We start from the raw sequence: 22984 nt of genomic DNA, 5'->3' as shown, positions 1-22984 counted from the left end.
TGCGTTTCTCGGCCATTAGGCTCCGCCATCAGCCGCGGTTTTTCAGGTGACGCGCGAACGCGCCTTATAAGCCGGGTTGTCCCAAAGCCTGTTGGCCATCACATCCTCGATGATTTCAGCCGCGCCCACCACGTCGCCCTCATCAATGTATAGCGGGGTAAAGCCGAACCGCATTGCATCGGGGGCGCGGAAATCGCCAATCACGCCCCGCTCGATGAGGGCCTGAATCGCGGCGTAGCTTTCGGAGAACCCGAACGAAACCTGACTGCCGCGCGCCATAGGATCGCGCGGGCTGAGCAAGGTCAGATCGGGGCAGCGCGCCTCGACTTCGCGGATGAACCGCTCGGACAGCTCGATGGAACGTGCGCGCACCTCCTCCATCGTCAGCCCGTCCCAGACGCTCAGAGCTTCTTCAAGTGCGGTGGCCTGCAGCACCGGTGGCGTGCCCACGCGCATCCGCTCAACCGCGCGCCCCGGGCGATAGCCGAGATCAAAGGCGAACGGTGCCTCATGGCCCAGCCAGCCGCTGAGCGCCGGGCGTACCGTCTCGGCGATATCGGGGCGCACATAGATGAAGGCGGGCGCGCCGGGCCCCCCGTTGAGATATTTATAGGTGCAGCCTACGGCGAATTCAGCGTTATTTGCGACCATGTCGACGGGCACCGCGCCCGCGCTATGGGCCAGATCCCAGATCATCACGGCCCCGACCGCATGGGCCTTTTGCGTGATCGCTGTGAAATCGTGCATCCGGCCCGTGCGGTAATCCACCTGCGTCAGCATCACGACCGCCACGTCTTCGGTGATCGCATCGGCGACCTCTTCGGGAGGCGGGGTGCGCAGCTCATGCCCACGCCCCAGCGAGCGCAGCAACCCCTCGGCCATATAAAGATCGGTTGGAAAATTGCCATTGTCCGACAGCACCACCTTGCGATCGGGTCGCATCTCAAGCGCCGAGGCCAGCGCCTGATAGACCTTGATCGATAGCGTGTCGCCGATCACCACCGCGCCCTCGGGCGCACCGATCAGCCTCGCGATCTTATTGCCCACCCGCGCGGGCTGATCCATCCACTGCGCGTCGTTCCAGCCGCGAATGAGCATCTCGCCCCATTCCTTATGCACACAACGCTCAAGCCGTTCGGCCACGCCGCGCGGCAAGGGGCCAAGCGAGTTTCCATCAAGATAAATCACCCCTTCGGGCAGATCGAACAGGTGCTTTCTGGGCAGGCTCGCCATTACAGATTTCCTCTCACATTCCAAAGCTCTGGGAACAGCTCGACCTCAAGCATGCGGCGCAAGTAAGCGACCCCGGCCGTGCCCCCCGTGCCGCGCTTGAATCCGATCACGCGTTCGACGGTCGTGACATGGTTGAAGCGCCAGCGACGGAAATAGTCTTCGAGATCGACTAGCTTTTCGGCCAGTTCATAGAGTTCCCAATGCTCTTCGGGCGCCTCGTAAACCCGCTGCCAGATCGCCATGATCCGATCATCCGCACCATGCGGCATGTTCAGGTTGGGTTCGGGCAAATCCGTAGCACTCACTCCAAGGCGAGCGGCGGCAAAGCGGATCGCCTCGTCATACAGGCTTGGCTGCGCCAGTTCGGCATTCAGCAAACCCATGATGTCGGCGCGATGTTCATGCACCCGCGTCATCGCCAGATTGCGATTGCCAAGAACGAATTCGATCAGGCGGTATTGATAAGATTGAAACCCCGATGAGGCCCCAAGAGCCTCGCGAAACCGCGTGTAGTCGCTGGGCGTCATGGTGCGCAGAACATCCCAAGCCCCGTTGAGTTGCTCGAAAATCCGGGCCAGCCGTGAGAGGATCTTAAAGCACGGACGCAGGGTTCCGGCGCGGATCATCTCGCGCGCAGAGCGCAGCTCGTGCAGGGCCAGCTTCATCCAAAGCTCGCTTGTCTGATGCTGGATGATGAAGAGCAATTCGTCATGGGCATCTGACAGCGTGTCCTGCGCCGACAAAACCTTATCAAGGCCCAGATAATCGCTATAGGACATGTCCGTCGCGAACGACATCTTCGCTCCTTCACTTGCTGGATCGTAAGCCATACCGCCTCCGTTAAACTGCGCGACCCTGCAAGATACACGCCCGCCTTGCAATGGACGTTTCCTGGGGTTGCCTGCGCCGGACTCCTCTGCAAAACAGAGTGTTACGAGAGAGAGTTCGGCTTGATGCGGAGGTTAGCGAGGCCGGCAGCGGCTCGCAATATCAAACCCTTGTGAGCCGAGGCTGCACAGGATGCGCAAAACCAACGGGAGGCGTTATGGACGATCAAAGTGGAATTGACTGGGAAGATGCTTTTGCGAACGCCTCCCATATCGAAAACGGCGAGAGCTATCCGCAGCTTTGGCTGGACCGCGCCGCCGCCTTTCGGGCGCAGATCGAAGGCCGTCTGAGCGAAGTCGCCTATGGGACAGGCGCACGCGAGAAGATGGATATTTTCCGCCCCGAGAGTGACTCCAAAGGGTTGCTGGTCTTCGTGCATGGCGGATATTGGCGCGCGTTTTCCAAGGATCACTGGTCGCATCTGGCGGCGGGGGCCTTGGCGCGGGGCTGGACGGTGGTTATGCCCGGCTACACGCTTGCGCCCGAAAACACCATTCCGGGCATCACCGGGCAAATCAGCCGCGCCATCACGCAGGCGGCGGGGCTTGTGGACGGGCCGATCCATCTGGCGGGCCACTCGGCGGGCGGTCATCTGGCGACGCGGATGGTGTCAGATGACAGCACGCTGCCCGCCCCCATCGCCGAACGCATCGCGCGGGTTATCTCGATCAGCGGGTTGCACGACCTGCGCCCCTTGGTGTTGAACTCCCTCAACGAGATACTGGGGCTCACCCCAGAGATCGCCGCCGCCGAAAGCCCGGCTTTGCACGGCGTGCGCCCCGGTGTGCGGGTCACCGCTTGGGTCGGCGCGGCGGAGCGCCCGGAGTTTTTGCGCCAAGCCGCCTTGCTTGCCGAAAGCTGGGCCCCCGCCGATCTGATCGCAGCGCCCCGCCGCCATCATTTCGACGTGATCGATGACCTTTGCGAGCCGTCAAGCGGGCTCGTCAATGCGCTTTTGGCGTCAGAGTAAGGGCGCGCTGGCCGCCATCAGGCAGATTTGGCGCGGCATGCGGGTCAGGCATGCGACGGGGGCAAGGGAAACTCCGCCGCGCGTTTTGCGCGATCAGGGTATTGGCAATGCTTGCAAAAGGGAATGGCGGGAAACCGATCGGCACCTTTCCCCGTCTGGCAGCGATATGGCCGCGCTGAGATGAGCCTTAGCCTTGCAGCGACTGGGCCAAGCGCGGAAAGCGCGGTGAGGCCAAAGGCCTCGGTCAGGTGCGGGTGCGGGTGAATGCTGGCGGCGATCTGTTCCAGCGTCAGCCCATTGCGCACCGCCAATGCGGCCGCGCCCATCAGATCGACGGCTCCTTCGGCCAGAACATGGACACCAAGGATGCGGTGATCGTCGCGGCGATAGATGATGCGCAACCTCCCCAACGTCTCGCCCGAACTCTGGGCGCGCCCGGTGAAGATGTCTGGGAGATGCTCTGCGCTTGTCTGTTGCGGATGGGGCCATCGATGGCGACGGCCTCGATTTCGCCTGATTGGGCCGTTTGCACAGGCGGCGCAGGTAGCAGTCTGACAGCTTGGACAGAGAAATCGCGTGAAAGCGTGGCGGTGATTTGCGCCAAGGCGCCCCGATTGGCGAGGCTTTATGCGACCTCGTTTTTCACCGTTTAAGTGGGGCTGATCCTGTCTAGCAAGGATTGGCATCGGCTAGATCACCTGATACGCAAATGGCTTGGAAGAATGCTTGAGCGCGTTCCTGTGACGCTTCCTTCTTGCGCAACCGGGCGTTTCCCGGTGCGCCCGAGGCAACGCCCGTGTCGCGCGTCTTATTTTTCTGATCAGGTTTCACAAAGTGCTGAAGCGTAGCGTCAGATGGATGAAAGCGGCCAAGGCGAACACCATCTAGCAATCAAGGGCGTGATGCTTGTGTCATTGCAGCGATGGACGGGGCGCTTCCCCGCCGCAGATAGCATCTAAGGAGATACGCATGCCCGATACGCAGGATGTCTTCAAACAAAGCCTTGAACAGAGGGCCGCGCTGCCCCGGAACGGGTTGAACACTCCGGGCGCCATCACGATCGCGAGCGGAAATGCCACGCTTGAGCACCTCACGGATTTCGCCAGCGATCTGCAACGCCTCTATACCGACGCCATTCAGCATCACATCGACCCTGTGCAGAAAGACCACGAAGACGTTTCCAGGCATTTTGCGAAATTGACGCAAAGCCGTGATCTAAAAGAGTTTGCGGATTTTCAGCTGGAGCTGCTGGGGATGATGATGGAAACTGCCTTTGTGCGCGCCGAAACCTGGGGTGCGTTGGCCGATAAGGTGGGCCAACGCTATGCCGAGCTTGTTCGCGAGGTGGCAGGAGACCTGCAATTGCAGGCCGCGACGAAAGAGGCCCCCGAGTCTGGGGCAGGCAAGCGCGCCGCCGCAAAGGTGAGTAACTGAACCATGACAAAGACAATACCGCCCGCCAATCCGTTCGATCTGATGCTGCATGCCAGTGAAGGGCGGCTGACGGGTGGGTTGTCACCGGCCTCTGCCGCGCTCGCCTATCTCGACTGGGCGCTGCATCTGGCCAATGCGCCGGGCAAACGATCAGAAATCCTGCGCGCGGCGCTTGCGCGTCAGATGGCGTTGGCGGGGTATCTCTCTGCGCTCGCCGTCGATCACACCAAAGAGGGCGCGGCCCCGATCACTCCGCGCCCCGAGGATCACCGTTTCGACGACCCGGCATGGCAACAATGGCCCTTCGCGGCCTATGCCCAGTCCTTCCTTGCGACCGAGCAGTTATGGGACGAACTGACAAAGGGGATCGCGGGGGTGTCGCGCCACCACCTTGATCTGGTGAATTTCGGGGTCCGGCAGTGGCTTGATATGATGTCCCCGTCCAATTTCTTGGCGACAAACCCAGAAATCATTGCCCGCACCCATGAAACGGGTGGCCAGAACCTGGTGACGGGCGCGCGGCATTTCTTTGAGGATTTGATGCGCGAAACAGAGGGCAAGCCGCCCGAAGGGGCCGAGCAGTTCCGCCCCGGCCATGAGGTGGCGGTGACGCCCGGACAGGTGGTGTATCGCAACGAATTGATCGAGCTGATCCAATACACGCCGACCACAGACAAGGTGCATCCAGAACCGATCCTGATCGTGCCGGCCTGGATCATGAAATACTACATTCTCGATCTGAGCCCGAAGAATTCGATGGTGCGCTATCTGGTGCAACAGGGCCACACCGTCTTCATGATCTCGTGGATAAACCCCGACGAGGAAGAGCGTGATTTCAGCCTTCAGACCTATGTGGAAAAGGGGGTGCTTGCTGCGCTGGATGCGGTGCAGGCAATCGTGCCGGGGCCCAAGGTGCATGCCGTGGGCTATTGCATCGGCGGCACACTTTTGTCGCTTGCCGCAGCCCTTCTGGGCAAGACCGGGCAGGATCGTCTGGCATCGCTCACGCTGTTTGCCGCGCAGATCGATTTTACCGAGGCGGGCGAGATTTTGCTGTTTGTCGATGACAGTCAGGTCGCCTTTCTCAAGGACATGATGGCCGAGCGCGGCTATCTTGACGCGGGCGAGATGGCGGGCGCCTTTGAGATGCTGCGCGCGAACGATCTGATCTGGTCGCGCATCGTGCATGACTATCTGATGGGCGAACGCCGCCCGTTAAACGATCTGATGGCGTGGAATGCCGATGCCACCCGGATGCCCTATCAGATGCATTCGCAATACCTGCAAAAACTGTTTCTCGATAATGACTTCTCTGAAGGTCGGTTCGAGCTGGGCGATGTCACCGTGGCCCCCCCCGATATCACCACGCCGATCTTTGCCGTCGGGACCGAGCACGATCATGTGGCCCCTTGGCACTCGGTCTATAAGGCTACGCTTTTGACGGATGTCGATGTGACCTTCCTGCTGACCAGTGGCGGGCATAATGCCGGGATCGTCAGCGAGCCCGGCCATCCACGCCGCCACTACCGCATCGGTGATCACTGCGCCAATTCCAGCTTTGTGCCGCCGAAAAAGTGGTTCAACGGCACGCCCGAACATGAGGGGTCATGGTGGCCCGCTTGGCAAGCGTGGCTCGCCAAGCGTTCAGGCAAACCGGGCCCGCTGCCGCAGATGGGGCGCGAGGAGGCTGGCTATCCCCCGCTTTGCCCGGCACCGGGCGAATACGTGTTGCAACGCTAACAGGAGTGACGCCGATGACACCGATGCACCTTCCCCTGAGTGGAAAGAAGGGTCTTGTCATCGGTGTCGCCAACGAGACGAGCATCGCTTATGGCTGCGCGCGCGCCTTTCGTGATGCGGGCGCCGACCTCGCGCTGACATATTTCGACGCCAAGGCCGAGCCCTTTGTCCGACCGCTGGCCGAAGCCCTATCTTGCCCGATCATCCTGCCCTGCAATGTTGAAAAACCCGGCGCGCTGGATGCGGTGTTTGATCGGATCGAACGGGACTGGGGGCGGCTTGATTTTGCGCTGCATTCGATCGCCTTCGCGCCCGCCGCCGATCTGCATGGTCGGGTGACGGATTGCTCACCCGAGGGGTTTGCGCGCGCGATGGATATCTCGGTGCACTCCTTCATCCGCATGGCAAAACGTGCCGAGAAGCTGATGGACAAGGGCGGCGCGCTTTTGTCGATGAGCTATTACGGCGCCGAGAAAGTCGTCGATCATTACAACCTGATGGGCCCGGTCAAGGCCGCGCTTGAGGCCACGACCCGCTCGCTGTCGGCTGAACTCAGCGGTAGCGGCATTCGCGTCAACAGCCTGTCGCCGGGGCCGATCAAGACCCGTGCCGCCTCGGGGATCGCGCATTTCGACGCGCTGATGGAAAAGGCCGTCGCCAAGGCCCCGTCACATCGCCTGACGACCATCGACGAGGTCGGCGCGATGGCGGCGTTTCTGGTCAGTGACAGCGCGCGCAGTGTGACCGGCGACATTCTGTATATCGACGGAGGCTATCACGTCATCGACTGATCTGACGCGCCGATGAGACAGCGAAACAGGAGAAAGCAGATGCTTCAGACCGACACCGACCTCATCGCCAATCGCACCATCGCGCAGATAAAGCCCGGCGATAGCGCCCGGCTAAGCCGCAAACTGACCGTGCGCGATCTTGAGCTGATCTCAGCCCTTGGCGGCGGTGGCGGGCCTGTTGCCTGCGAAACCGGGCCAATTGCTTGGGCGGGATCAAGCCTTGCGGCGCTGATCGGCACGCGTTTGCCCGGTGCGGGCAGCCGGATCGACGCGGTGGATCTGCGCTTTCACGCGGGGCTCGCGGTGGGGGATACGCTGGATCTCGAGGTGCGCGTGCGCAGTGTCGATCTCGCAACACGGGCGGTCGTGTTCGACTGCACCGGCACCGGGCCCAAGGGCAAGTCACTGGTCGAGGGCAGCTTGCAGGTCACCGCCCCGGCCAACCAGATCACCCGCGCCCCATCGGACAGCCCTAACCTCATTATCGGCGAACGCGGCGCGAAGTTTCGCAAACTGATCGCGCAGGCGAAAACACTGAAGCCCATCCTCACCGCCATCGTGCATCCGGTCGAACCCAACGCCATAGCGGGCGCTATCGAGGCCGCGCAGGCCGGGTTGATCTCTCCCGTCTTTGTTGGCCCCGAGGCGCGTATCCGGGCCGCTGCAAAAGAGGCGGGCCTTGATCTGTCCAACTGGCCCATCGAGGACACCGAACATTCCGATGCCGCCGCCGAAATGGCCGCGCGCATGGCCCATGAGGGTCGTGTTCACGCGCTGATGAAGGGCAGTCTGCATACCGACGAATTTCTCCACCCGATCTTGCAGCCCGAGTTGAACCTGCGCACCAAACGCCGCCTCAGCCATGTGTTTTTGATGGATGTGCCGGGCACGGACCGTCTGCTGTTCATCACCGATGGCGCGATCAACATCGCCCCCGATCTCGCGGCCAAGACCGAGATCGTGCAGAACGCGATTGAGATGGCCCATGCGCTGGGCGTTGAAACCCCGCGCGTCGCCATTCTTTCGGCGGTGGAAGTGATCAATCCGCGCATTCCCTCGACGTTGGATGCCGCCGCCCTGTGCAAGATGGCCGAGCGCGGGCAGATCACCGGCGCGGTGCTGGATGGGCCATTGGCGTTTGATAATGCGGTCTCGACGCTGGCGGCGGAAATCAAGCATATCCATTCCGACGTCGCCGGGCGGGCCGATATCCTGCTTGCGCCCGATCTGGACGCGGGCAACATGATTGCCAAGCAGTTGGAATACCTCGCCTCCAGCGAGGCCGCCGGGGTGGTTCTGGGCGCGCGGGTGCCCATAGTGCTGACGAGCCGCGCGGATTCTGCGCAAAGCCGGTTGGCCTCATGTGCGGTGGCGTCGTTGATCCATGCGCACAGGGTGGGGAGCGTGGCATGAGCGAGGTCATTCTTACCCTCAACGCAGGCTCAACCAGCCTCAAGTTTTCACTGTTCGCGGTGGGGCCAGACGGGGTCGATCCGACGCCCTTTGCCGATGGCGAGGTCGACGGGTTGGGCGATGCGCCCCATCTCAAGATCACCGCGGCCAGTGGTGGCATTGATACTGCGCTGGAGTCGGTTAATTACGAGGCGGTGCTGGCACGCGTTCTGGACTGGATCGAGACCCATGACAGCGGCATGACCCTGATCGGCGCGGGCCATCGCATCGTGCATGGCGGCCCCAAATTTGCGGCACCTGTGCGCCTGAGCAAGGCGATCACCCGAAAGCTGGCCGCGCTTAACCCGCTGGCACCGCTGCATCAGCCCCATAACCTTGTGCCTGTGCGCGTGCTAAGCGCAAGCCACCCGCATTTGCCGCAAGTCGCATGTTTCGACACCGGCTTTCACGCCAGCAACGCGCCGCTAAGCACCCGTTACGCGATCCCGCGCGAGATGCATGACGCGGGGATTCGCCGCTATGGCTTCCACGGGCTGTCCTACGAATATATCGCCTCGACCCTGCCTGAATATCTGGGGGCCAAGGCGAATGGCCGTGTGGTGGTGGCGCATCTGGGCGGGGGTGCGAGCATGTGCGCGATCCGCGAGGGGCGCTCGGTTGCCTCAAGCATGGGGTTTTCGGCGATTGACGGGCTGGTGATGGCCACCCGCTCGGGCGCGATTGACCCCGGTGTGCTGCTGTATCTCATGAGCGAACGGGGCATGGATGAGGCGGCGCTGAGCGATCTGCTGTATCGCCGCTCAGGCCTGTTGGGCGTGTCGGGGATCAGCGGCGACATGCGCACGCTTCTGGCCAGCCCCAGCCCCGAGGCGCGCGAGGCCGTCGATTTGTTCATCTACCGGATTGGGCGCGAACTTGGCTCGTTGGTGGCAGCACTGGGCGGGCTGGATGCGCTGATCTTCACCGGCGGCATTGGCGAACACGCCGCCCCGGTGCGCGAAGGCGTTTGTGCGGGCGCGCAATGGCTGGGTATCCGGCTGGATGAGACTGCCAATCAAACTGACGGGCCACGCATCAGCGATGGGGATAGCGCGGTTCCCGTCTTCGTCATTCCCACGAACGAAGATCTGATGATCGCACGCCACACATTGCACGTGCTGCGCCCGGCCGTGGTGGGGCGCGCGAAACAATAAGTGAATTCAACCAAGGAGCTAATCATGTCCAGGATCGAAGTTATTCTCGCGGCTGCGACGCGCACCGCCATTGGTACCTATGATGGAACGCTCAAGAGCACCCCGGCGACCGAGCTCGGGGCGGTCGCGATCCGCGCCGCTCTGGAGCGATCCGGTCTGAGCGGCGGCGATATCGGCACGGTCGTCATGGGCAATGTCATTCAGGCTGGCAACAAGATGAACCCGGCGCGCCAAGCCGCGATCGGGGGCGGGCTGCCTGTCGATGTGCCCGCGATGACGGTCAACCGGGTCTGTGGGTCGGGCGCGCAGGGGATCGCGAGTGCGGCGCAGGAAATCTGGCTTGGTAACCTTTCCAGCGCCATCGGTGGCGGCATGGAGAACATGGACCGCGCGCCCTACCTGATGGCGGGCGGGCGCTGGGGCTACCGGATGGGCAATGCTGAGATTTACGACTCGATGCTGCTGGACGGGTTGAACGATGCGTTCTCAGATCAGCATTCGGGTTGGCATACCGAGGATTTGGTGGCGAAATTCGGTTTGACCCGCGAAGATCAGGACCGCTTTGCGCTGCGCTCGCAGGAGCGGTTTTCGGCAGCGCAGGCAGCGGGCAAGTTCGAGGCCGAAATCACCCCGGTCGAGATCAAATCGCGCAAAGGGTCGGTGATGTTTGCCAAGGACGAACATAACCGCCCCGAAACAACGCTGGAAAGCCTCGCCAAGCTTAAACCCGCTTTTCGCAAGGATGGCACGATCACCGCAGGCAACGCGCCGGGGCTTAATTCGGCTGGGGCGGCGATGATCGTGGCCGAACGCGGCTGGGCCGAGGGCAAGGGCGTCACCCCGATGGCGCGGCTGGTGTCTTACGGTATCGGCGCGGTCGAGCCGGGCTTTTTCGGCCTTGGCCCGGTGCCCGCCGTGCGTCAGGCGCTGGATCGGGCGGGCTGGTCTATCGGCGATGTCGAACGCTTCGAGATCAACGAGGCGTTTGCCGCCATCGTGCTGGCGGTGATGAAGGAGCTGTCGATCCCCGAAGACATCGTCAATGTCGAGGGTGGCTCGATTGCGCATGGCCACCCCATCGGCGCGACCGGCGCGGTTCTGACCACGCGGCTTTTGCATTCAATGGCGCGCGACGGCATCCGGCGCGGCGTGGTGACGCTGTGCATCGGTGGCGGTCAGGGCATCGCGCTGGCGCTGGAGCGGTTGGACTAAGGAGGCAGGAAATTGGATCGTGTGAAGGACGAGGGCTCAGGGATCGGTGCTGTAACTGGCATCGGCTAAGGTGAAATGCGCCACCGGCAGCGCGCCGGTGGTCGATGGCGGTTCTACCGCCCAGTAACGCAAGCAAGTGCCGCGCTTGGGGAGGAGACGCGTGCCGATTTCTCGAAAGGAAAGATCATGACGACATCACCCATTAAAACCCCGAAAATCGACCATTCCGTTCCGTGGTTCTGGCCCTTGGCCATGAGCATGGAGATGGGTCAGGACGGTCTGGACCTGTTTCGCCAGAACATGAAAGCCGTGGCCGAGATTGCCGAGATCACCGATCCGCCGCCCTCGGTCTGGGCCACGGAAAACCGCGTTCTGCAAGAGATGGACACGATGCGGCTGCGCGATTTCACCCGCAAAGGGGCAGGGCAGGGCGGCGTGCCGGTTCTGATCGATCCGCCCTATGCCGGGCACAGCTCGACCATCGCGGATTACCAAAAAGGGCAAAGCCTGATCGAAACCTTGCTCGATGCCGGGGTGCCGCGTCTGCTGGCGATGGATTGGAAGGCGGCCACGCCCGAAATGCGTGATTTCAACATCGACAAATATCTCGCCGAGATCAACGTGGTGGTCGATGATCTGGGCGGGCGCGTGGCCTTGGTCGGGCTGTGCCAAGGGGGCTGGATGTCGGCAATGTATGCCGCGCGCTTCCCCGAAAAGGTGGCCGCGTTGGTGCTGGCGGGATCGCCCATCGACACCAATGCTGGACACGGACCGATCCGCAAGCTGGCCCATGAAATGCCGCTCGATCTGTATCGCGAGATGGTCAAAAGCGGCGGTGGGCGGATGCTGGGGCAATATATGCTGGCAGGCTGGAAGAACATGCACCCGGGCGAGCAATACTTAGGAAAATTCATCGACCTCTACGCCCATGCGACGGATGAAAAATACCTCAAACGCACCAAGGCTTTTGAGCGCTGGTATGAAAACCCGATCGACCTGCCGGGGCCCTATTACCTGCAGTCGATTGAATTGCTGTTTAAGAAAAACATGTTCGCCAAGGGCCAATTCGTCGGGTTGGGGCGAACGCTTGATCTCAAGGCGATCACCTGTCCGCTGTACATGCTGGCGGGCAAAAGCGACGACATCACCACATGGGAGCAGGTCTACGCTGCCGAGCATCTCGTTGGCACCGATCCGGCAAAGATGGTCAAGCAGACGGTGCCGGGCGGGCATATCGGCCTGTTCATGGGCTCCAACACGCTGAAAGACACTTGGCCGGGTATCGCCAAGTGGATCATGGAGGCGGTGTCATGACGGCGGGCGCAAATGCCGCCGCGCCGATTGAGGAAACCGATCTGACGGCGGGGCTAAGCGCGGCGCAGGCCCGCAAGCGGCTAGAGACATTCGGCCCCAACGCGCTGGAAGAGCACCGGGTCAGCCCGCTGAAGAAGCTGGCTGGCTATTTCTGGGGGCCGATCCCGTGGATGATCGAGGCGGCGGCGGTGCTTTCGGCGCTGGATGCGCATTGGGCGGATCTGGCGATCATTCTGGTGCTGCTGCTGTTTAATGCAGGCGTCGGGTTTTGGCAGGAACGCAAGGCCGATGATGCTTTGGCCGCACTGAAGAACCAACTTGCGCTGAGGGCGCGCGCCTTGCGCGACGGTAAATGGGCAGAGATCGACGCCGCCGATCTGGTGCCCGGCGATGTGATCCGCATTCGCCTTGGCGATGTGATCCCCGCCGATGTGCGATTGCGAGAGGGCGCGTATCTTTCGATCGATCAGGCCGCGCTGACGGGGGAGTCCCTGCCGGTGGCGAAAAAGCCCGGTGAAGACGCCTATTCCGGCTCGATTGCCAAGCAGGGCGAGATGGTGGCGCAGGTCACGGCGACGGGCGCGAACACCTTCTTTGGGCGCACCGCCAAGCTGGTGGAAGGCGCGGGCGCGGTGTCGCATTTCCAGCGCGCCGTCTTGCGGATCGGGGATTTCCTGATCCTCGTGGCGCTGGTTCTGTCGGCGGTGCTGATCTTGGTCGAGCTGTTTCGCGGAGAAAGCCCCGCGAGGCTGTTGCAATTCGTGCTGATCCTTGTCGTGGCCTCGATCCCGGTGGCGATGCCCGCCGTGTTGTCGGTGACGATGGCGCTGGGCGCGTTGGCGCTGTCAAAGAAGAAGGCGATCGTGTCGCGCCTGCAATCCATCGAGGAAATGGCGGGCATCGATATTCTGTGTTCGGACAAGACCGGTACGCTGACCCAGAACAAGTTGACCTTGGGCGATCCTGAGTTGTTCGCGGCCACGGATACGCAGGCGCTGATCCTTGCGGGCGCGCTTGCCTCCAAGGCCGAGGACAAAGACGCCATCGACCTTGCCGTGATCGGTGGACTGAACGAGGCCGCTCTTGCTGGCTATACGCAGACCGCCTTTACCCCCTTTGATCCGGTGGGCAAACGCACGCAGGCCGATGTGACCGGCCCGCAGGGGGCCTTTCGCGTCAGCAAGGGCGCGCCGCAGGTGATCCTTGATCTGTGCGCGCCCGATGACGCCACCGTCACGCGCGCCAAGGGGATCGTGGACGCCCTCGCCACCAAGGGGTTTCGCACGCTGGGTGTGGCGCGCTCGGACGATGCCGGGCAAAGCTGGGTCTTTCTTGGCATCCTGCCGCTGTTTGATCCGCCGCGCGAAGATTCCGCGCTGACCATCGCCGAGGCGCGCGCCCATGGCATTGAGGTCAAGATGGTGACTGGCGACGATACCGCCATCGGGCGCGAGATTTCGGGCAAGTTGGGGCTGGGCACGAATATCCGCCCTGCCACCGATCTGTTCGGGAGCGATGGCGATCAGGTGCCCGCAGATGCCGCCCAACAGGTCGAGGCCGCCGACGGGTTCGCCCGCGTCTACCCCGAGCATAAGTACCGCATCGTCAAGGCCTTGCAGGATCGCGGCCACCTTGTTGGCATGACCGGAGACGGGGTGAACGACAGCCCCGCGATCAAGCAGGCCGATGTCGGGATCGCCGTGTCGGGCGCCACCGATGCCGCGCGCGCCGCAGCCGATCTGATCCTGACCACACCGGGCTTATCGACCATCATTTCAGCGGTGGAAGAGGCGCGGCGGATCTTTGAGCGCATGACCTCTTACACGATTTACCGCATTGCGATGACCATCGACATCATGCTGTTCGTGGTGCTCGCAATGCTGATTTTCGGGGTCTATCCGCTGACGGCGGTGATGATTATCCTGCTGGCTTTGCTTGATGATATTCCGATCATGACCATCGCCTATGACAACACATGGCTGAGCAAGAAACCGGTGCGCTGGAACATGCCTTGGGTGCTGGGGGTCTCGTCTTTGCTGGGGTTCTTGTCGGTGATCCAGACCTTTGGCCTGATGTATCTGGGCAAAATCCCGTTCGCGATGGACACGCCGCATCTGCAAACGATGATATTCCTGCAACTCGTGGTCGGTGGCCATCTGATGCTGTTTGTCACCCGCAATCGCAAAAGCTTCTGGCGCAAACCTTATCCGGCTTGGCCGCTGGTTTCGGCGATCTTGGCGACGCAGGTCTTGGCGGTGTTGGTGACAGGCTTTGGCTGGCTGATGCCCGCGCTTCCGTGGCATATCATCGCTTGGGTCTGGGTCTATAACCTCGTCTGGATGGTGGTGCTGGATTTTGCCAAGCTCGGGGCCGACAGCCTGATGGGCCACCGCCCGCGCTTCAAGCAGGTGCTGCTGGACAAGACCAACCGGCCGCTGTTCTCGCATGGCGCGCATAGGCATAGCTAAGCGGTCGCGCGCCCTCTCACCCCCGAACCGGGGTTTTTGGGGGCGCGCGGCATGGGCTTTGCTGACTGCGGCTGGGCTTAGGACCGGCTGGCGCGGGCCGCCCATGCCCATCACCGGGTTTTTCTGAACGCAAACAAGACCGTGGTCTTCATGGCCTCGCCCGGTAGCTACAGCTCAAACCGCATGAGCTGAGTGGGGGCGTTCGGCCCAACCGCTGTCTTGCCCTAGGATTTTGGGTATTCAGGAAACCGTGATACCCTTGTTAACTCCAATGGGAGGGCGATTTCCGCAACGGCACTTGGGGGTGTGGCGATGTCGCGATGCAAAGCCTGCAATGGCACAGGCCGGATAAATGCATCCGGTGGCGCGGCTTATGGCGCGGCCGATGATTTCATGCAATGTCAACGGTGCCATGGTTTTGGCTATGTGAATGAGCCGGCTAGAATCCGAAAGGGAACGCGCGGGTCTTCTGGTGGCTCGGGGGGCGGCAAGTCATCGGGAGGCGGTGCGCTTGGCGCCATCGTGTTGTTGGGATTGGGCTATGCCGGTCTTCAGTGGATTGGCAAAAACCAGCAGTCTATCGCCAACGCACTCTGGTATTATGTCCTGCTACCGATCGCCGCGCTGCTGTGTGCAATCGCTGCCTTCTTCCTGCTTCGATTCCTGTGGCGCTGCGGGCGATGGTCACTCGATGGTCTTGTGCGCCATGCATTCAACTTGGCGGTTCTGACGTATTTAAGCTGGTTTTTTTTGGATGCTTGTCGTGGGGGTGGCGGTGGCGGTCGTGAAAAAGATCGCGCCTGCGTTTTCTCCAGTGCCGACAGTCCTTATCGGCGGCAGCCTTATTCTCAGTGCCTTAACGGGCCTCTGGCTCGTCGCACGTCTTGCGCGAGACTACGGTCGCTACGGGTATTTCTGGGACTTGCTGCGCAGGAAGAAAACCGCCCTTGCGCATCAGGTCTCTAATCTCATGTTGCCGCTCCTGCGCAACCCCTCGGGCAAATGGATCGGGGTGAAGGCGTGGAATGATCCTTTCGTGCGCGGGTTTCTGAATGTTCAGTGCTTCAGCCTTGTTCGACTGAAGCGGCCCGGGCTAGAGGGCGCGCCGCTTACAGATGAGGTCAACCGGATTATTCACTACATATTTGCGCGGACCGGTATGTCATCCGTCGATTTGGCCAAGATCAGGCCGGGAGACGATATCATCGGACCAGAGTATTGGGAGGGGCGCAAAGCGGCGCTTATGTTTTTAGAGCGCTTTCATGGCATTGACCTGAAAGGGCGGGCCTCTGCGGAGGATATTGTCGCAGCCGGGGCATTGTTTCAGCAGGTCGCGAAAGACGTCCCAAAGCCGCAAAAACTCAGCCGACCGGCCTACGCGCGTCAGGCCTTGGTGCGATATTTCTGGCAACCGCACTTGGCCAAGGCCGCGATCTAAAGCGCGCCGCAGTCTTTTCAAAAGGCCCTGTGCAAGAGGGGGCGGGAGGTGTGACTAGGCTGCAAGCGCTTGGGGCGCATGCCCGAGGGGAAGAAAGCCGCTATGGCACGAGCGTAACACCCGGCTAAGCGTATTATGGTTTCCAACAAGGGCGGCTCTGAGCCCGTTGCAGACGGTCAAGGTGGCACTTGCCTTTGCTTGGCGAATAGAAGATCGGCTGCTCGCAAAGGAAACATATGATGCCTTGCATTGATGCGGACCTTGCAACCAGCATTCTTTCCAAAATCGATGATTTTGCTATACCAACCAATAGGTTGGCTGCCGTTATTGGAAGCTTTGATGATGACGAAACGCGAAAGCGCATTTCGGCAAAAGAAATGACTGCTTCATCAGCCAAACCCGCCGCTTCTGATATGACATCGCTGCCGAACCTAGACGGCCATCCCCTCAAGCGCGTTGCGCAACCTGCCGTCAAGCCGACAGCCAGCCTTCCAGCTTGGTTTGGTCCGGCAGGCCGCCTGCGTGAACCAGCTTGCCGTCGATGGAAATGCCGGGGGTCGACATGACTCCGGCCATCGCGATGGCGCGCGGGTCGGACACTTTCTCGACCTCGACCGCGATGCCAAGGCGCGCGGCCGCGTCCTTGACCATGTCCTCAGTTGCTGCGCAGCGTTTGCAGCCGGGGCCGTAGACTTTGACGGTTTTCATTGGATAGTCCTTTCAGAAAATCAGGTTGAAGAGGAAGCCGACGCCAAGGATGCCGCTTGCCACCACGCCGATGAACACGGCGATCAGGCGCAGCGTCAGGACCTGGCGCAGGATGATCATCTCGGGCAGGGACAGCGCGATCACGCTCATCATGAAAGCCAGCACGGTGCCAAGCGCCGCGCCCTTGCCCAAAAGCGCCTCGACGATCGGAATGACGCCCGCGGCATTGGTGTACATTGGAATGCCCATCAGCACCGCTGCGGGCACCGACCACCACGTTCCCGCGCCCATGATGCGCACCATCAGGTCTTGGGGCACATAGCCGTGGATCAGCGCGCCCATCGCGATCCCGAGGATGATCCAGACCCAGACTCTGGCGAAGATCTCGCGCACCGCTTCAAGTCCAAGACGATAGCGATCGACCAGCGTCAGGTGCTCTTCGTCGAGGATCCCAGCGGTGTTCGCGCCGGAATGGATGTCGCGCACCCAATCCTGCAGCCAGCCCTCAAGATGCAGCTTGCCAATGACGAAGCCCGCAAGGATCGCGATCGCAAGGCCGAAGCCAAGGTAAATCGCCGCCACCTTCCAGCCAACAAGGCCGAACAAAAGGATCAGCGCGACCTCATTCACCATCGGTGCCGCGATCAGGAACGAAAAGGTCACTCCCAGAGGCACCCCCGCCGAAACAAAACCGATGAACAGGGGCACAGCCGAGCACGAGCAGAACGGAGTCACGATCCCCAGCCCGGCGGCCAGCACATTGCCCACCCCTTCGCGTCGCCCCGACAGGACCGCGCGGGTCCTCTCGGGCGAGAAGAAGCTGCGCACGACGCCCATCGCGAAGACAATAAGCGTGAGAAGCATCATCACCTTGGGCACGTCGTAGAAGAAAAAGGCGATTGCCTCGCCGGTGTGGCTGTGGCGCGCGACGGGAAGTTGCGCGGTGATCCATTCCGAGATCGGCACGAGCTGACCATAAAGCAGCCACCAGCCAAGCACGAAGGCGGCCACCCCCAGATGCCAAAGCCAGTCGGGGCGCGCAGGGCGGGGTGGGCTTGTGATATCGACGCTCATGCGGCTTTCCTTTCTTCGGCTTCCGCCGCGCTTGCGGCGAGAACGGCCTCTATGACTGCACGGATCTCGGGCGGCATGTCTGGGTTAAGTCGGTAGCGCACCCATTGCGCGTCGCGCCGATCCACGACCAACCCGGCCTGCTTGAGCACCTGCATGTGGCGCGACATGCGGCTTTGCGTGGCGTCGAGCTTTTTCATCAATTCGCAGACGCAATGTTCCGATCCATCCGCGAGAAGCGGAATCACGCCAAGACGCGTCGGTTCGGCGAGGGCAGACAGAGCGGACAGAATCATGGAGCATTCTCCTTTATGCGCATTTGCGCATATGACGCGTCAGGCTGCCTTGATCTATGTCAGACGAAACTTGCGATGCAGCACTCGCGAGGCTGCGTCATTCCGCTCTGATGACCGCTAATTCCGATTTAGCCGATGCGACAGGGGCGGGACCGTTGATGGTGACTGAGAGCGCCAAGAAGGCTGTGTCCTGCCGTCGCATGACCGCATTTTGACGATTTTCGACGATGCTGCGAATGGCGGCTTTTTCTTGCAGGCCATGATTAGTTTTTGGCAAAGCAAGACTGCGAAAGAGGTTGCTTTATTTGTGTTTGGTCTTCGACGATGTGTGGAGGCGTAAATGTGCAACGTTTTGAAAGCCGTTCGACCCGTGGCTGCGAAGGTATTCTGCCATAGCATTTCGCGATTTCGTTATCTGCCATAAAAACTTTGACCGACGCCCGATCATCACGAAGGGACACAAGATGAAAGACGCAGCCGAAGACCTTCGCAAAAACGTGTCACTTCCGTTTGAACAAGCCCGCGCGATGCCGCCCTCCGTTTACACGTCCGAGGCGTTTTTGGCGCGCGAGACGTCCTCGATTTTTGCCCATGACTGGTTTTGCGCCGGGCGCGCCGATGCGCTGGCCAATCCCGGTGACTACATCACTTTGGATCTCGCGGATCAGCCGATCATCGTGTTGCGCGACAAGGTTGGCGCGTTGCGCGCGATGTCAAATGTCTGCCGCCACCGGATGTCGACCTTGCTTGAAGGCCGTGGCAACACGCGCAGCATTGTCTGCCCCTATCACGCTTGGACCTACAATCTGGACGGATCGCTGCGCGGCGCGCCTGCGATGGATCAGAACGCAGGGTTTTGCAAATCGGACTACAGCCTACCGGATATCCGCTGCGAAGAATGGCTTGGTTGGGTTTTCGTGACGCTAAACCCCGACATCCCCGCCGTGGCGCAGCAACTGGCAAAGGTCGAAGACCTTGTCGCTGATTACGACATGACAAACTACACTGAGACCTTTTTCGAGACCCATATCTGGGACACCAACTGGAAGGTTTTGGCCGAAAATTTCATGGAGAGCTACCATTTGCCCGTCTGCCATGCGGGGACAATCGGTGGCCTGTCCAAGTTGAATGAAATGATCTGCCCGCCCGGTGAAGACAGCTTCAACTATCATACGATCTTAAAGGACGAGACCCTCAGGATCGCGATGGCGCATCCCAATAACACGCGGATGCAGGGCGAGCGTCGTCGCACAACCTTTCTGCTGGCGATCTATCCCAGTCTGCTGATCACGCTGACGCCAGGCTATTTCTGGTATCTGACGCTGCATCCGCACGGCGTGGGCCAAGTCCGCATCGGCTTTGGCGGCGGCATGTCCAATGACTACGCAGATGATCCCGATGCGCAGGCCAATTTCGTGCAGCTCAAGACCCTGCTGGATGACGTGAACGTCGAGGATAGGGGGTGCACGGAGAAGGTCTATCGGGGGCTGCGCTCACAATCGGCATCGCCGGGGCATCTGTCCCATCTGGAACGGCCGAACTATGATTTTGCGCAGTATATCAACGCACGCATACAGGCAGCGGACCATCAGCAGGATCTCTCATGACCCATACACGCATTCGCAAATTCAACACCAAGGATACCTATCCCGAACAGTCGCTCGACAATGATCTGTGCCAAGCGGTTGTGACGCAAGGCGGCAAGACGGTGTATCTGCGCGGACAATGTCCGCAAAGTCTGGATGACTTCAAGAACATCGAGAGCCATGATCCAATAGAGCAGACCCACAAGGTTATGCAAAATATCAGGCAGTTGATCGAAGAAGCGGGCGGCGAAATGGCCGATCTGGTCAAGGTTGTCGTCTATATTACGGATGTGCGTCACCGCGAGGCCGTTTATCGCACGATGGGCGAATACATCAAAGGGGTTCATCCGGTGTCGACCGGGCTGGTGGTGCAGGCATTGGCGCGGCCGGAATGGCTGGTTGAGATCGATGGCACTGCGGTGATCCCGGCATGACATTCTCATTGGTCGCGCGCTGCGCGCAAACAGGCATGTTCGGAACCGCGATCGCATCGTCCTCGCCCGCCGTGGCGGCGCGGTGTTCCTACACCCGCGCAGGCGTTGGTGCGGTGTCGAGCCAGAACATCACTGACCCGACACTGGGGCCGTTGGCGCTGAATTTGATGCAAGGCGGCCTGTCCGCAAAGGACGCGATTGCGCAGATTCAGGGTCAAGCGCAGTTCATGGAGTATCGGCAGGTGCTGGCGATTGATCGCAACGGCCGCACGGCGATCCATTCGGGGCCGCGCTCGCTAGGGATCTGGACGCAAGGGCGCGGGGTGAACGTGATTGCGGCGGGCAACCTGCTGGCGAATGAAGACGTGCCGCAAGCGATGGTTGCCGGGTTCGAGAATGCGACCGGCCATCTGGGGGATCGCCTGCTGGCGGCGATGCGCGCCGGATTGGCTGCGGGCGGCGAGGCTGGCCCGATCCATTCGGCAGGTCTTCAGATGTGCGACACCGTGGCATGGCCCGTGGCCGATCTGCGGTGCGACTGGACCGAGGACTGCCCGATTGAGGCGGTTGCCACGGCATGGGCCATCTATCAGCCGCAACTGGACGCCTATGTGCAACGCGCCCTCGATCCGCGTGAGGCTCCGTCTTATGGCGTGGCTGGGGATGAATAACACAGCTTGATATTGCGGGCCCCGAAAGCCACTCTTGCGCATGCCTTTGCGTTTTTCATTCAGACAGTTGGAATATCTGGTCGCCGTCGGCGAGGCGGGCACGATTGCCTTGGCCGCACAGCGCGTCAACGTGTCCTCACCGTCGATTTCATCGGCGATCAGTCAGTTGGAAACCGACCTGGGCGTGCAGTTATTCGTGCGCCATCATGCTCAAGGCCTGTCCCTGACGCCGGGCGGCAGGCGCGTTTTCAACGAGGCGAAACAGATCCTGTTCAGCGCGAACGGTCTCAATGACCTTGCCAATGACATCGTTGAAAAGGCGCGTGGACCGATCACGATTGGTGCACTTTCCACGATCGCGCCACTGCTCAGCGCCCCGCTGCGCCGGTCGTTCGAGGCGGAGTATCCCGATGCCTCGGTGGTCCTGAAAGATGGCAGTCAGATAGATTTGTTGCGCATGCTGGGACAGGCCGAAATCGACGTCGCGATCACCTATGATATTGAAATTCCAAAGGACATTCACTTTGATGCTGTGGTGTCTTTGCCGCCATACGTCATGTTGGCCACGGATCACCCAAAGGCGAAACAGCCGTCCTTGAACCTAGCAGACCTGAAAGACGAGCCGATGATCCTGCTCGATCTACCGCTGAGCCGCGATTATTTCCTGTCGATCTTTCAGGATTGCGGTTTGCGCCCGAATATCACCGAGCGGACGTCTGATATGTCGATGGCGCGCAGCCTTGTGGCCAATGGCTATGGCTTTGGGTTGGTGAATATGCGCACAAGATCCGATCTGGCACCGGATGGCGAAAAACTCGTCACGCTTCCGCTGACGGGGGCCATTCGCCCTGTCGTTCTGGGGCTGGCGACCAAGGGGTCGGACTATCGCTCTGCTATCGTCGCTGCGTTTTTTCGACATGCGAAAGCGCATCTGAAAACCGCGGGTCTGCTGCGTTCTCACGATCAACCCTAGAGACCCGCGCCCAGCCGATCCAGAAGCGCGTCCAGCATAGCATCGCATTTTGCGAGCTGATCGGCGCTGACGAATTCGTCCGGTCGGTGCCCCTGCGCCATCGAGCCGGGGCCGCAAATGACCGTCGGGATATCAAGTTGCGTTGAAAACAGCCCGCCTTCCGTGCCGAACGCGAGTTTGAGCGTGGCATTCTGGCCCGTCAGGGATTTCACGAAACGAACGACCTCCGCATCCTGAGCGGTGGAAAGTGGGGGGTAGCTGCCTGTCGTTTCAATCACGATGTTCGCTTCGGGAAAGTCGCGGCGAAGCGGGGCCAGAAGATCCTCTGCGGCGGCTTTCAATCGCTCTAAAATGGCTTGGGGATCATCCGCAGGCAGATTGCGGATTTCGAACAAGAATTCGGCTGTATTCGGCACGATATTCAGCGCGACCCCGCCACTGATGCGTCCAACGTGAAGCGTCGAATAGGTGACGTCGTAGTCGTCATCCGGCACTGAGGTGCGGCTGATGTCGGCCTGAATCGCGCGGATCGCAGACACCATATCGCAGACCAAATGGATGGCATTCAGGGCCGTCGGCGCCAGCGCGGAATGGCCTTCGCGACCCGTGCACACCACGCGGCACGCGGTTTTGCCCTTGTGACCTGTAGCGACCATCATCTGCGTCGGCTCGCCGACGATGCAGAACTGGGGTCGGAACGGTGCCACTGCCAGCATGTCGATCAACGAGCGCACGCCGAGGCAGCCGACTTCCTCATCGTAGGACAAGGCGAGGTGCAACGGGGTTTTCAGCTCCATCTTGGATGCACGCAAGGCCGCAGACAGCGCGCTTGCGACGAAGCCTTTCATATCGGCCGTGCCACGCCCGTAGAACTTGCCATCGCGCTCGGTCAACGCGAAGGGCGGCATCGACCAGCTCTGGCCCGCCACCGGAACCACGTCGGTATGGCCCGATAGCAGCACACCGGGACGGTCGGTGGGGCCGATCGTTGCGTAAAGGTTTGCCTTGGGCTGATCGGGGTCTTTGATGATCACGACCTCTGCGCCCGTTTCGCGCAGCAGGTCTGCGCAGTACGCGATGAGGTCGTCATTTGGGTCCGCACTGATCGTCGGAAACCCGATCAGCGCCTTTAGAAATTCAACCGTGTGCAT

The 22984-nt window shown here is 61.0% G+C and carries 21 protein-coding genes and 1 pseudogene; 15 read left to right on the top strand and 7 right to left on the bottom strand.

From position 1 onward, the window contains the following. Positions 1-42: 42 nt before the first annotated feature. Together kynU and QZ571_RS07930 are read right to left on the bottom strand one after the other, a co-directional pair. Positions 43-1233, bottom strand: a complete 1191-nt coding sequence (gene kynU / locus QZ571_RS07935; protein WP_295533246.1) for a kynureninase — start codon at positions 1231-1233, stop codon at positions 43-45. Beyond that, positions 1233-2063 (bottom strand): tryptophan 2,3-dioxygenase family protein, encoded by an 831-nt coding sequence (locus QZ571_RS07930; RefSeq protein ID WP_295533244.1) that lies wholly within the window; start codon positions 2061-2063, stop codon positions 1233-1235. The genes kynU and QZ571_RS07930 overlap by 1 nt, the downstream gene beginning before the upstream one ends. 215 nt (positions 2064-2278) lie before the next feature. Here QZ571_RS07930 and QZ571_RS07925 point away from each other — a divergent pair, with 215 nt between their 5' ends. Then, on the top strand, positions 2279-3091 hold the full coding sequence (locus QZ571_RS07925) for an alpha/beta hydrolase (protein ID WP_295533242.1): 813 nt from the start codon (positions 2279-2281) through the stop codon (positions 3089-3091). A 44-nt stretch (positions 3092-3135) separates the two neighbouring features. On the opposite strand, the gene QZ571_RS18495 is transcribed toward QZ571_RS07925, so the two are convergent. Next, positions 3136-3777, bottom strand: a complete 642-nt coding sequence (locus QZ571_RS18495) for a hypothetical protein (RefSeq protein ID WP_366929940.1) — start codon at positions 3775-3777, stop codon at positions 3136-3138. A 283-nt stretch (positions 3778-4060) separates the two neighbouring features. Between QZ571_RS18495 and QZ571_RS07915 the strand changes: the two genes are divergently transcribed. The 10 genes and pseudogenes from QZ571_RS07915 to QZ571_RS07870 all read left to right on the top strand — a co-directional run bounded on the left by QZ571_RS07915 (position 4061) and on the right by QZ571_RS07870 (position 16094). Next, complete coding sequence (locus QZ571_RS07915) at positions 4061-4525, top strand: phasin family protein (RefSeq protein WP_295533236.1); 465 nt, start codon at positions 4061-4063, stop codon at positions 4523-4525. A gap of 3 nt (positions 4526-4528) precedes the next feature. Next, the gene (locus QZ571_RS07910) at positions 4529-6265 is read left to right on the top strand and encodes an alpha/beta fold hydrolase (protein ID WP_295533233.1); all 1737 of its coding nucleotides are present in this window, start codon (positions 4529-4531) and stop codon (positions 6263-6265) included. 23 nt (positions 6266-6288) lie between these two features. Continuing rightward, a complete protein-coding gene (gene fabI / locus QZ571_RS07905) occupies positions 6289-7056 on the top strand; it encodes an enoyl-ACP reductase FabI (RefSeq protein WP_295533325.1) in 768 nt (255 codons plus the stop codon). A 39-nt stretch (positions 7057-7095) separates the two neighbouring features. Further along, positions 7096-8469 (top strand): bifunctional enoyl-CoA hydratase/phosphate acetyltransferase, encoded by a 1374-nt coding sequence (locus QZ571_RS07900; protein WP_295533230.1) that lies wholly within the window; start codon positions 7096-7098, stop codon positions 8467-8469. Continuing rightward, the gene (locus QZ571_RS07895) at positions 8466-9662 is read left to right on the top strand and encodes an acetate/propionate family kinase (RefSeq protein ID WP_295533229.1); all 1197 of its coding nucleotides are present in this window, start codon (positions 8466-8468) and stop codon (positions 9660-9662) included. The genes QZ571_RS07900 and QZ571_RS07895 overlap by 4 nt, the downstream gene beginning before the upstream one ends. Before the next feature lie 24 nt (positions 9663-9686). Continuing rightward, positions 9687-10874, top strand: a complete 1188-nt coding sequence (locus QZ571_RS07890) for an acetyl-CoA C-acetyltransferase (protein ID WP_295533227.1) — start codon at positions 9687-9689, stop codon at positions 10872-10874. 186 nt (positions 10875-11060) lie between these two features. After that, positions 11061-12188 (top strand): alpha/beta fold hydrolase, encoded by a 1128-nt coding sequence (locus QZ571_RS07885; RefSeq protein WP_295533225.1) that lies wholly within the window; start codon positions 11061-11063, stop codon positions 12186-12188. Then, positions 12185-14656 (top strand): plasma-membrane proton-efflux P-type ATPase, encoded by a 2472-nt coding sequence (locus QZ571_RS07880; protein ID WP_295533223.1) that lies wholly within the window; start codon positions 12185-12187, stop codon positions 14654-14656. Before QZ571_RS07885 ends, QZ571_RS07880 begins: the two co-directional genes overlap by 4 nt. Positions 14657-14743: 87 nt before the next feature. Further along, positions 14744-14848: pseudogene (gene purU / locus QZ571_RS07875) on the top strand (formyltetrahydrofolate deformylase); the annotation flags it as partial. Between the two features lie 583 nt (positions 14849-15431). After that, the gene (locus QZ571_RS07870) at positions 15432-16094 is read left to right on the top strand and encodes a hypothetical protein (RefSeq protein ID WP_295533221.1); all 663 of its coding nucleotides are present in this window, start codon (positions 15432-15434) and stop codon (positions 16092-16094) included. 471 nt (positions 16095-16565) lie between these two features. On the opposite strand, the gene QZ571_RS07865 is transcribed toward QZ571_RS07870, so the two are convergent. The 3 genes from QZ571_RS07865 to QZ571_RS07855 are packed head-to-tail and all read right to left on the bottom strand — an operon-like array spanning position 16566 to position 18169. Next, entirely contained in the window at positions 16566-16802 is a 237-nt protein-coding gene (locus QZ571_RS07865; RefSeq protein ID WP_295533217.1) for a thioredoxin family protein, read from the bottom strand. 12 nt (positions 16803-16814) lie between these two features. Further along, positions 16815-17876, bottom strand: a complete 1062-nt coding sequence (locus QZ571_RS07860) for a permease (protein WP_295533215.1) — start codon at positions 17874-17876, stop codon at positions 16815-16817. Beyond that, positions 17873-18169, bottom strand: coding sequence for a metalloregulator ArsR/SmtB family transcription factor (locus tag QZ571_RS07855; protein ID WP_295533213.1), 297 nt, complete (start codon positions 18167-18169; stop codon positions 17873-17875). Before QZ571_RS07855 ends, QZ571_RS07860 begins: the two co-directional genes overlap by 4 nt. Positions 18170-18633: 464 nt before the next feature. Between QZ571_RS07855 and QZ571_RS07850 the strand changes: the two genes are divergently transcribed. The 4 genes from QZ571_RS07850 to QZ571_RS07835 are packed head-to-tail and all read left to right on the top strand — an operon-like array spanning position 18634 to position 21833. Then, on the top strand, positions 18634-19776 hold the full coding sequence (locus QZ571_RS07850) for an SRPBCC family protein (RefSeq protein ID WP_295533211.1): 1143 nt from the start codon (positions 18634-18636) through the stop codon (positions 19774-19776). Continuing rightward, a complete protein-coding gene (locus tag QZ571_RS07845; RefSeq protein ID WP_295533209.1) occupies positions 19773-20189 on the top strand; it encodes a RidA family protein in 417 nt (138 codons plus the stop codon). The genes QZ571_RS07850 and QZ571_RS07845 overlap by 4 nt, the downstream gene beginning before the upstream one ends. Continuing rightward, positions 20186-20860, top strand: a complete 675-nt coding sequence (locus tag QZ571_RS07840) for a DUF1028 domain-containing protein (RefSeq protein ID WP_295533207.1) — start codon at positions 20186-20188, stop codon at positions 20858-20860. The genes QZ571_RS07845 and QZ571_RS07840 overlap by 4 nt, the downstream gene beginning before the upstream one ends. A 40-nt stretch (positions 20861-20900) precedes the next feature. Beyond that, the gene (locus QZ571_RS07835; protein WP_295533205.1) at positions 20901-21833 is read left to right on the top strand and encodes a LysR family transcriptional regulator; all 933 of its coding nucleotides are present in this window, start codon (positions 20901-20903) and stop codon (positions 21831-21833) included. On the opposite strand, the gene argE is transcribed toward QZ571_RS07835, so the two are convergent. Next, positions 21830-22984, bottom strand: a complete 1155-nt coding sequence (gene argE, locus QZ571_RS07830; RefSeq protein ID WP_295533203.1) for an acetylornithine deacetylase — start codon at positions 22982-22984, stop codon at positions 21830-21832. The genes QZ571_RS07835 and argE overlap by 4 nt on opposite strands.

Source organism: uncultured Thioclava sp., assembly GCF_913064665.1.
GTDB classification, from domain to species: Bacteria; Pseudomonadota; Alphaproteobacteria; order Rhodobacterales; family Rhodobacteraceae; genus Thioclava; species Thioclava arctica.
This window is presented reverse-complemented; position numbering and strand designations above follow the sequence as displayed.

Coding starts and splice junctions, on each gene's coding strand:
- QZ571_RS07925 (WP_295533242.1), top strand. CDS start 2,279: ATGGACGATCAAAGTGGAATTGACTGGGAAGATGCTTTTGCGAACGCC.
- QZ571_RS07930 (WP_295533244.1), bottom strand. CDS start 2,063: ATGGCTTACGATCCAGCAAGTGAAGGAGCGAAGATGTCGTTCGCGACG.
- QZ571_RS07845 (WP_295533209.1), top strand. CDS start 19,773: ATGACCCATACACGCATTCGCAAATTCAACACCAAGGATACCTATCCC.
- QZ571_RS07880 (WP_295533223.1), top strand. CDS start 12,185: ATGACGGCGGGCGCAAATGCCGCCGCGCCGATTGAGGAAACCGATCTG.
- QZ571_RS07840 (WP_295533207.1), top strand. CDS start 20,186: ATGACATTCTCATTGGTCGCGCGCTGCGCGCAAACAGGCATGTTCGGA.
- QZ571_RS07885 (WP_295533225.1), top strand. CDS start 11,061: ATGACGACATCACCCATTAAAACCCCGAAAATCGACCATTCCGTTCCG.
- QZ571_RS07850 (WP_295533211.1), top strand. CDS start 18,634: ATGAAAGACGCAGCCGAAGACCTTCGCAAAAACGTGTCACTTCCGTTT.
- QZ571_RS18495 (WP_366929940.1), bottom strand. CDS start 3,777: ATGCCAATCCTTGCTAGACAGGATCAGCCCCACTTAAACGGTGAAAAA.
- QZ571_RS07915 (WP_295533236.1), top strand. CDS start 4,061: ATGCCCGATACGCAGGATGTCTTCAAACAAAGCCTTGAACAGAGGGCC.
- QZ571_RS07835 (WP_295533205.1), top strand. CDS start 20,901: ATGCCTTTGCGTTTTTCATTCAGACAGTTGGAATATCTGGTCGCCGTC.
- QZ571_RS07910 (WP_295533233.1), top strand. CDS start 4,529: ATGACAAAGACAATACCGCCCGCCAATCCGTTCGATCTGATGCTGCAT.
- argE (WP_295533203.1), bottom strand. CDS start 22,984: ATGCACACGGTTGAATTTCTAAAGGCGCTGATCGGGTTTCCGACGATC.
- QZ571_RS07890 (WP_295533227.1), top strand. CDS start 9,687: ATGTCCAGGATCGAAGTTATTCTCGCGGCTGCGACGCGCACCGCCATT.
- QZ571_RS07860 (WP_295533215.1), bottom strand. CDS start 17,876: ATGAGCGTCGATATCACAAGCCCACCCCGCCCTGCGCGCCCCGACTGG.
- fabI (WP_295533325.1), top strand. CDS start 6,289: ATGCACCTTCCCCTGAGTGGAAAGAAGGGTCTTGTCATCGGTGTCGCC.
- QZ571_RS07895 (WP_295533229.1), top strand. CDS start 8,466: ATGAGCGAGGTCATTCTTACCCTCAACGCAGGCTCAACCAGCCTCAAG.
- QZ571_RS07865 (WP_295533217.1), bottom strand. CDS start 16,802: ATGAAAACCGTCAAAGTCTACGGCCCCGGCTGCAAACGCTGCGCAGCA.
- QZ571_RS07900 (WP_295533230.1), top strand. CDS start 7,096: ATGCTTCAGACCGACACCGACCTCATCGCCAATCGCACCATCGCGCAG.
- QZ571_RS07855 (WP_295533213.1), bottom strand. CDS start 18,169: ATGATTCTGTCCGCTCTGTCTGCCCTCGCCGAACCGACGCGTCTTGGC.
- kynU (WP_295533246.1), bottom strand. CDS start 1,233: ATGGCGAGCCTGCCCAGAAAGCACCTGTTCGATCTGCCCGAAGGGGTG.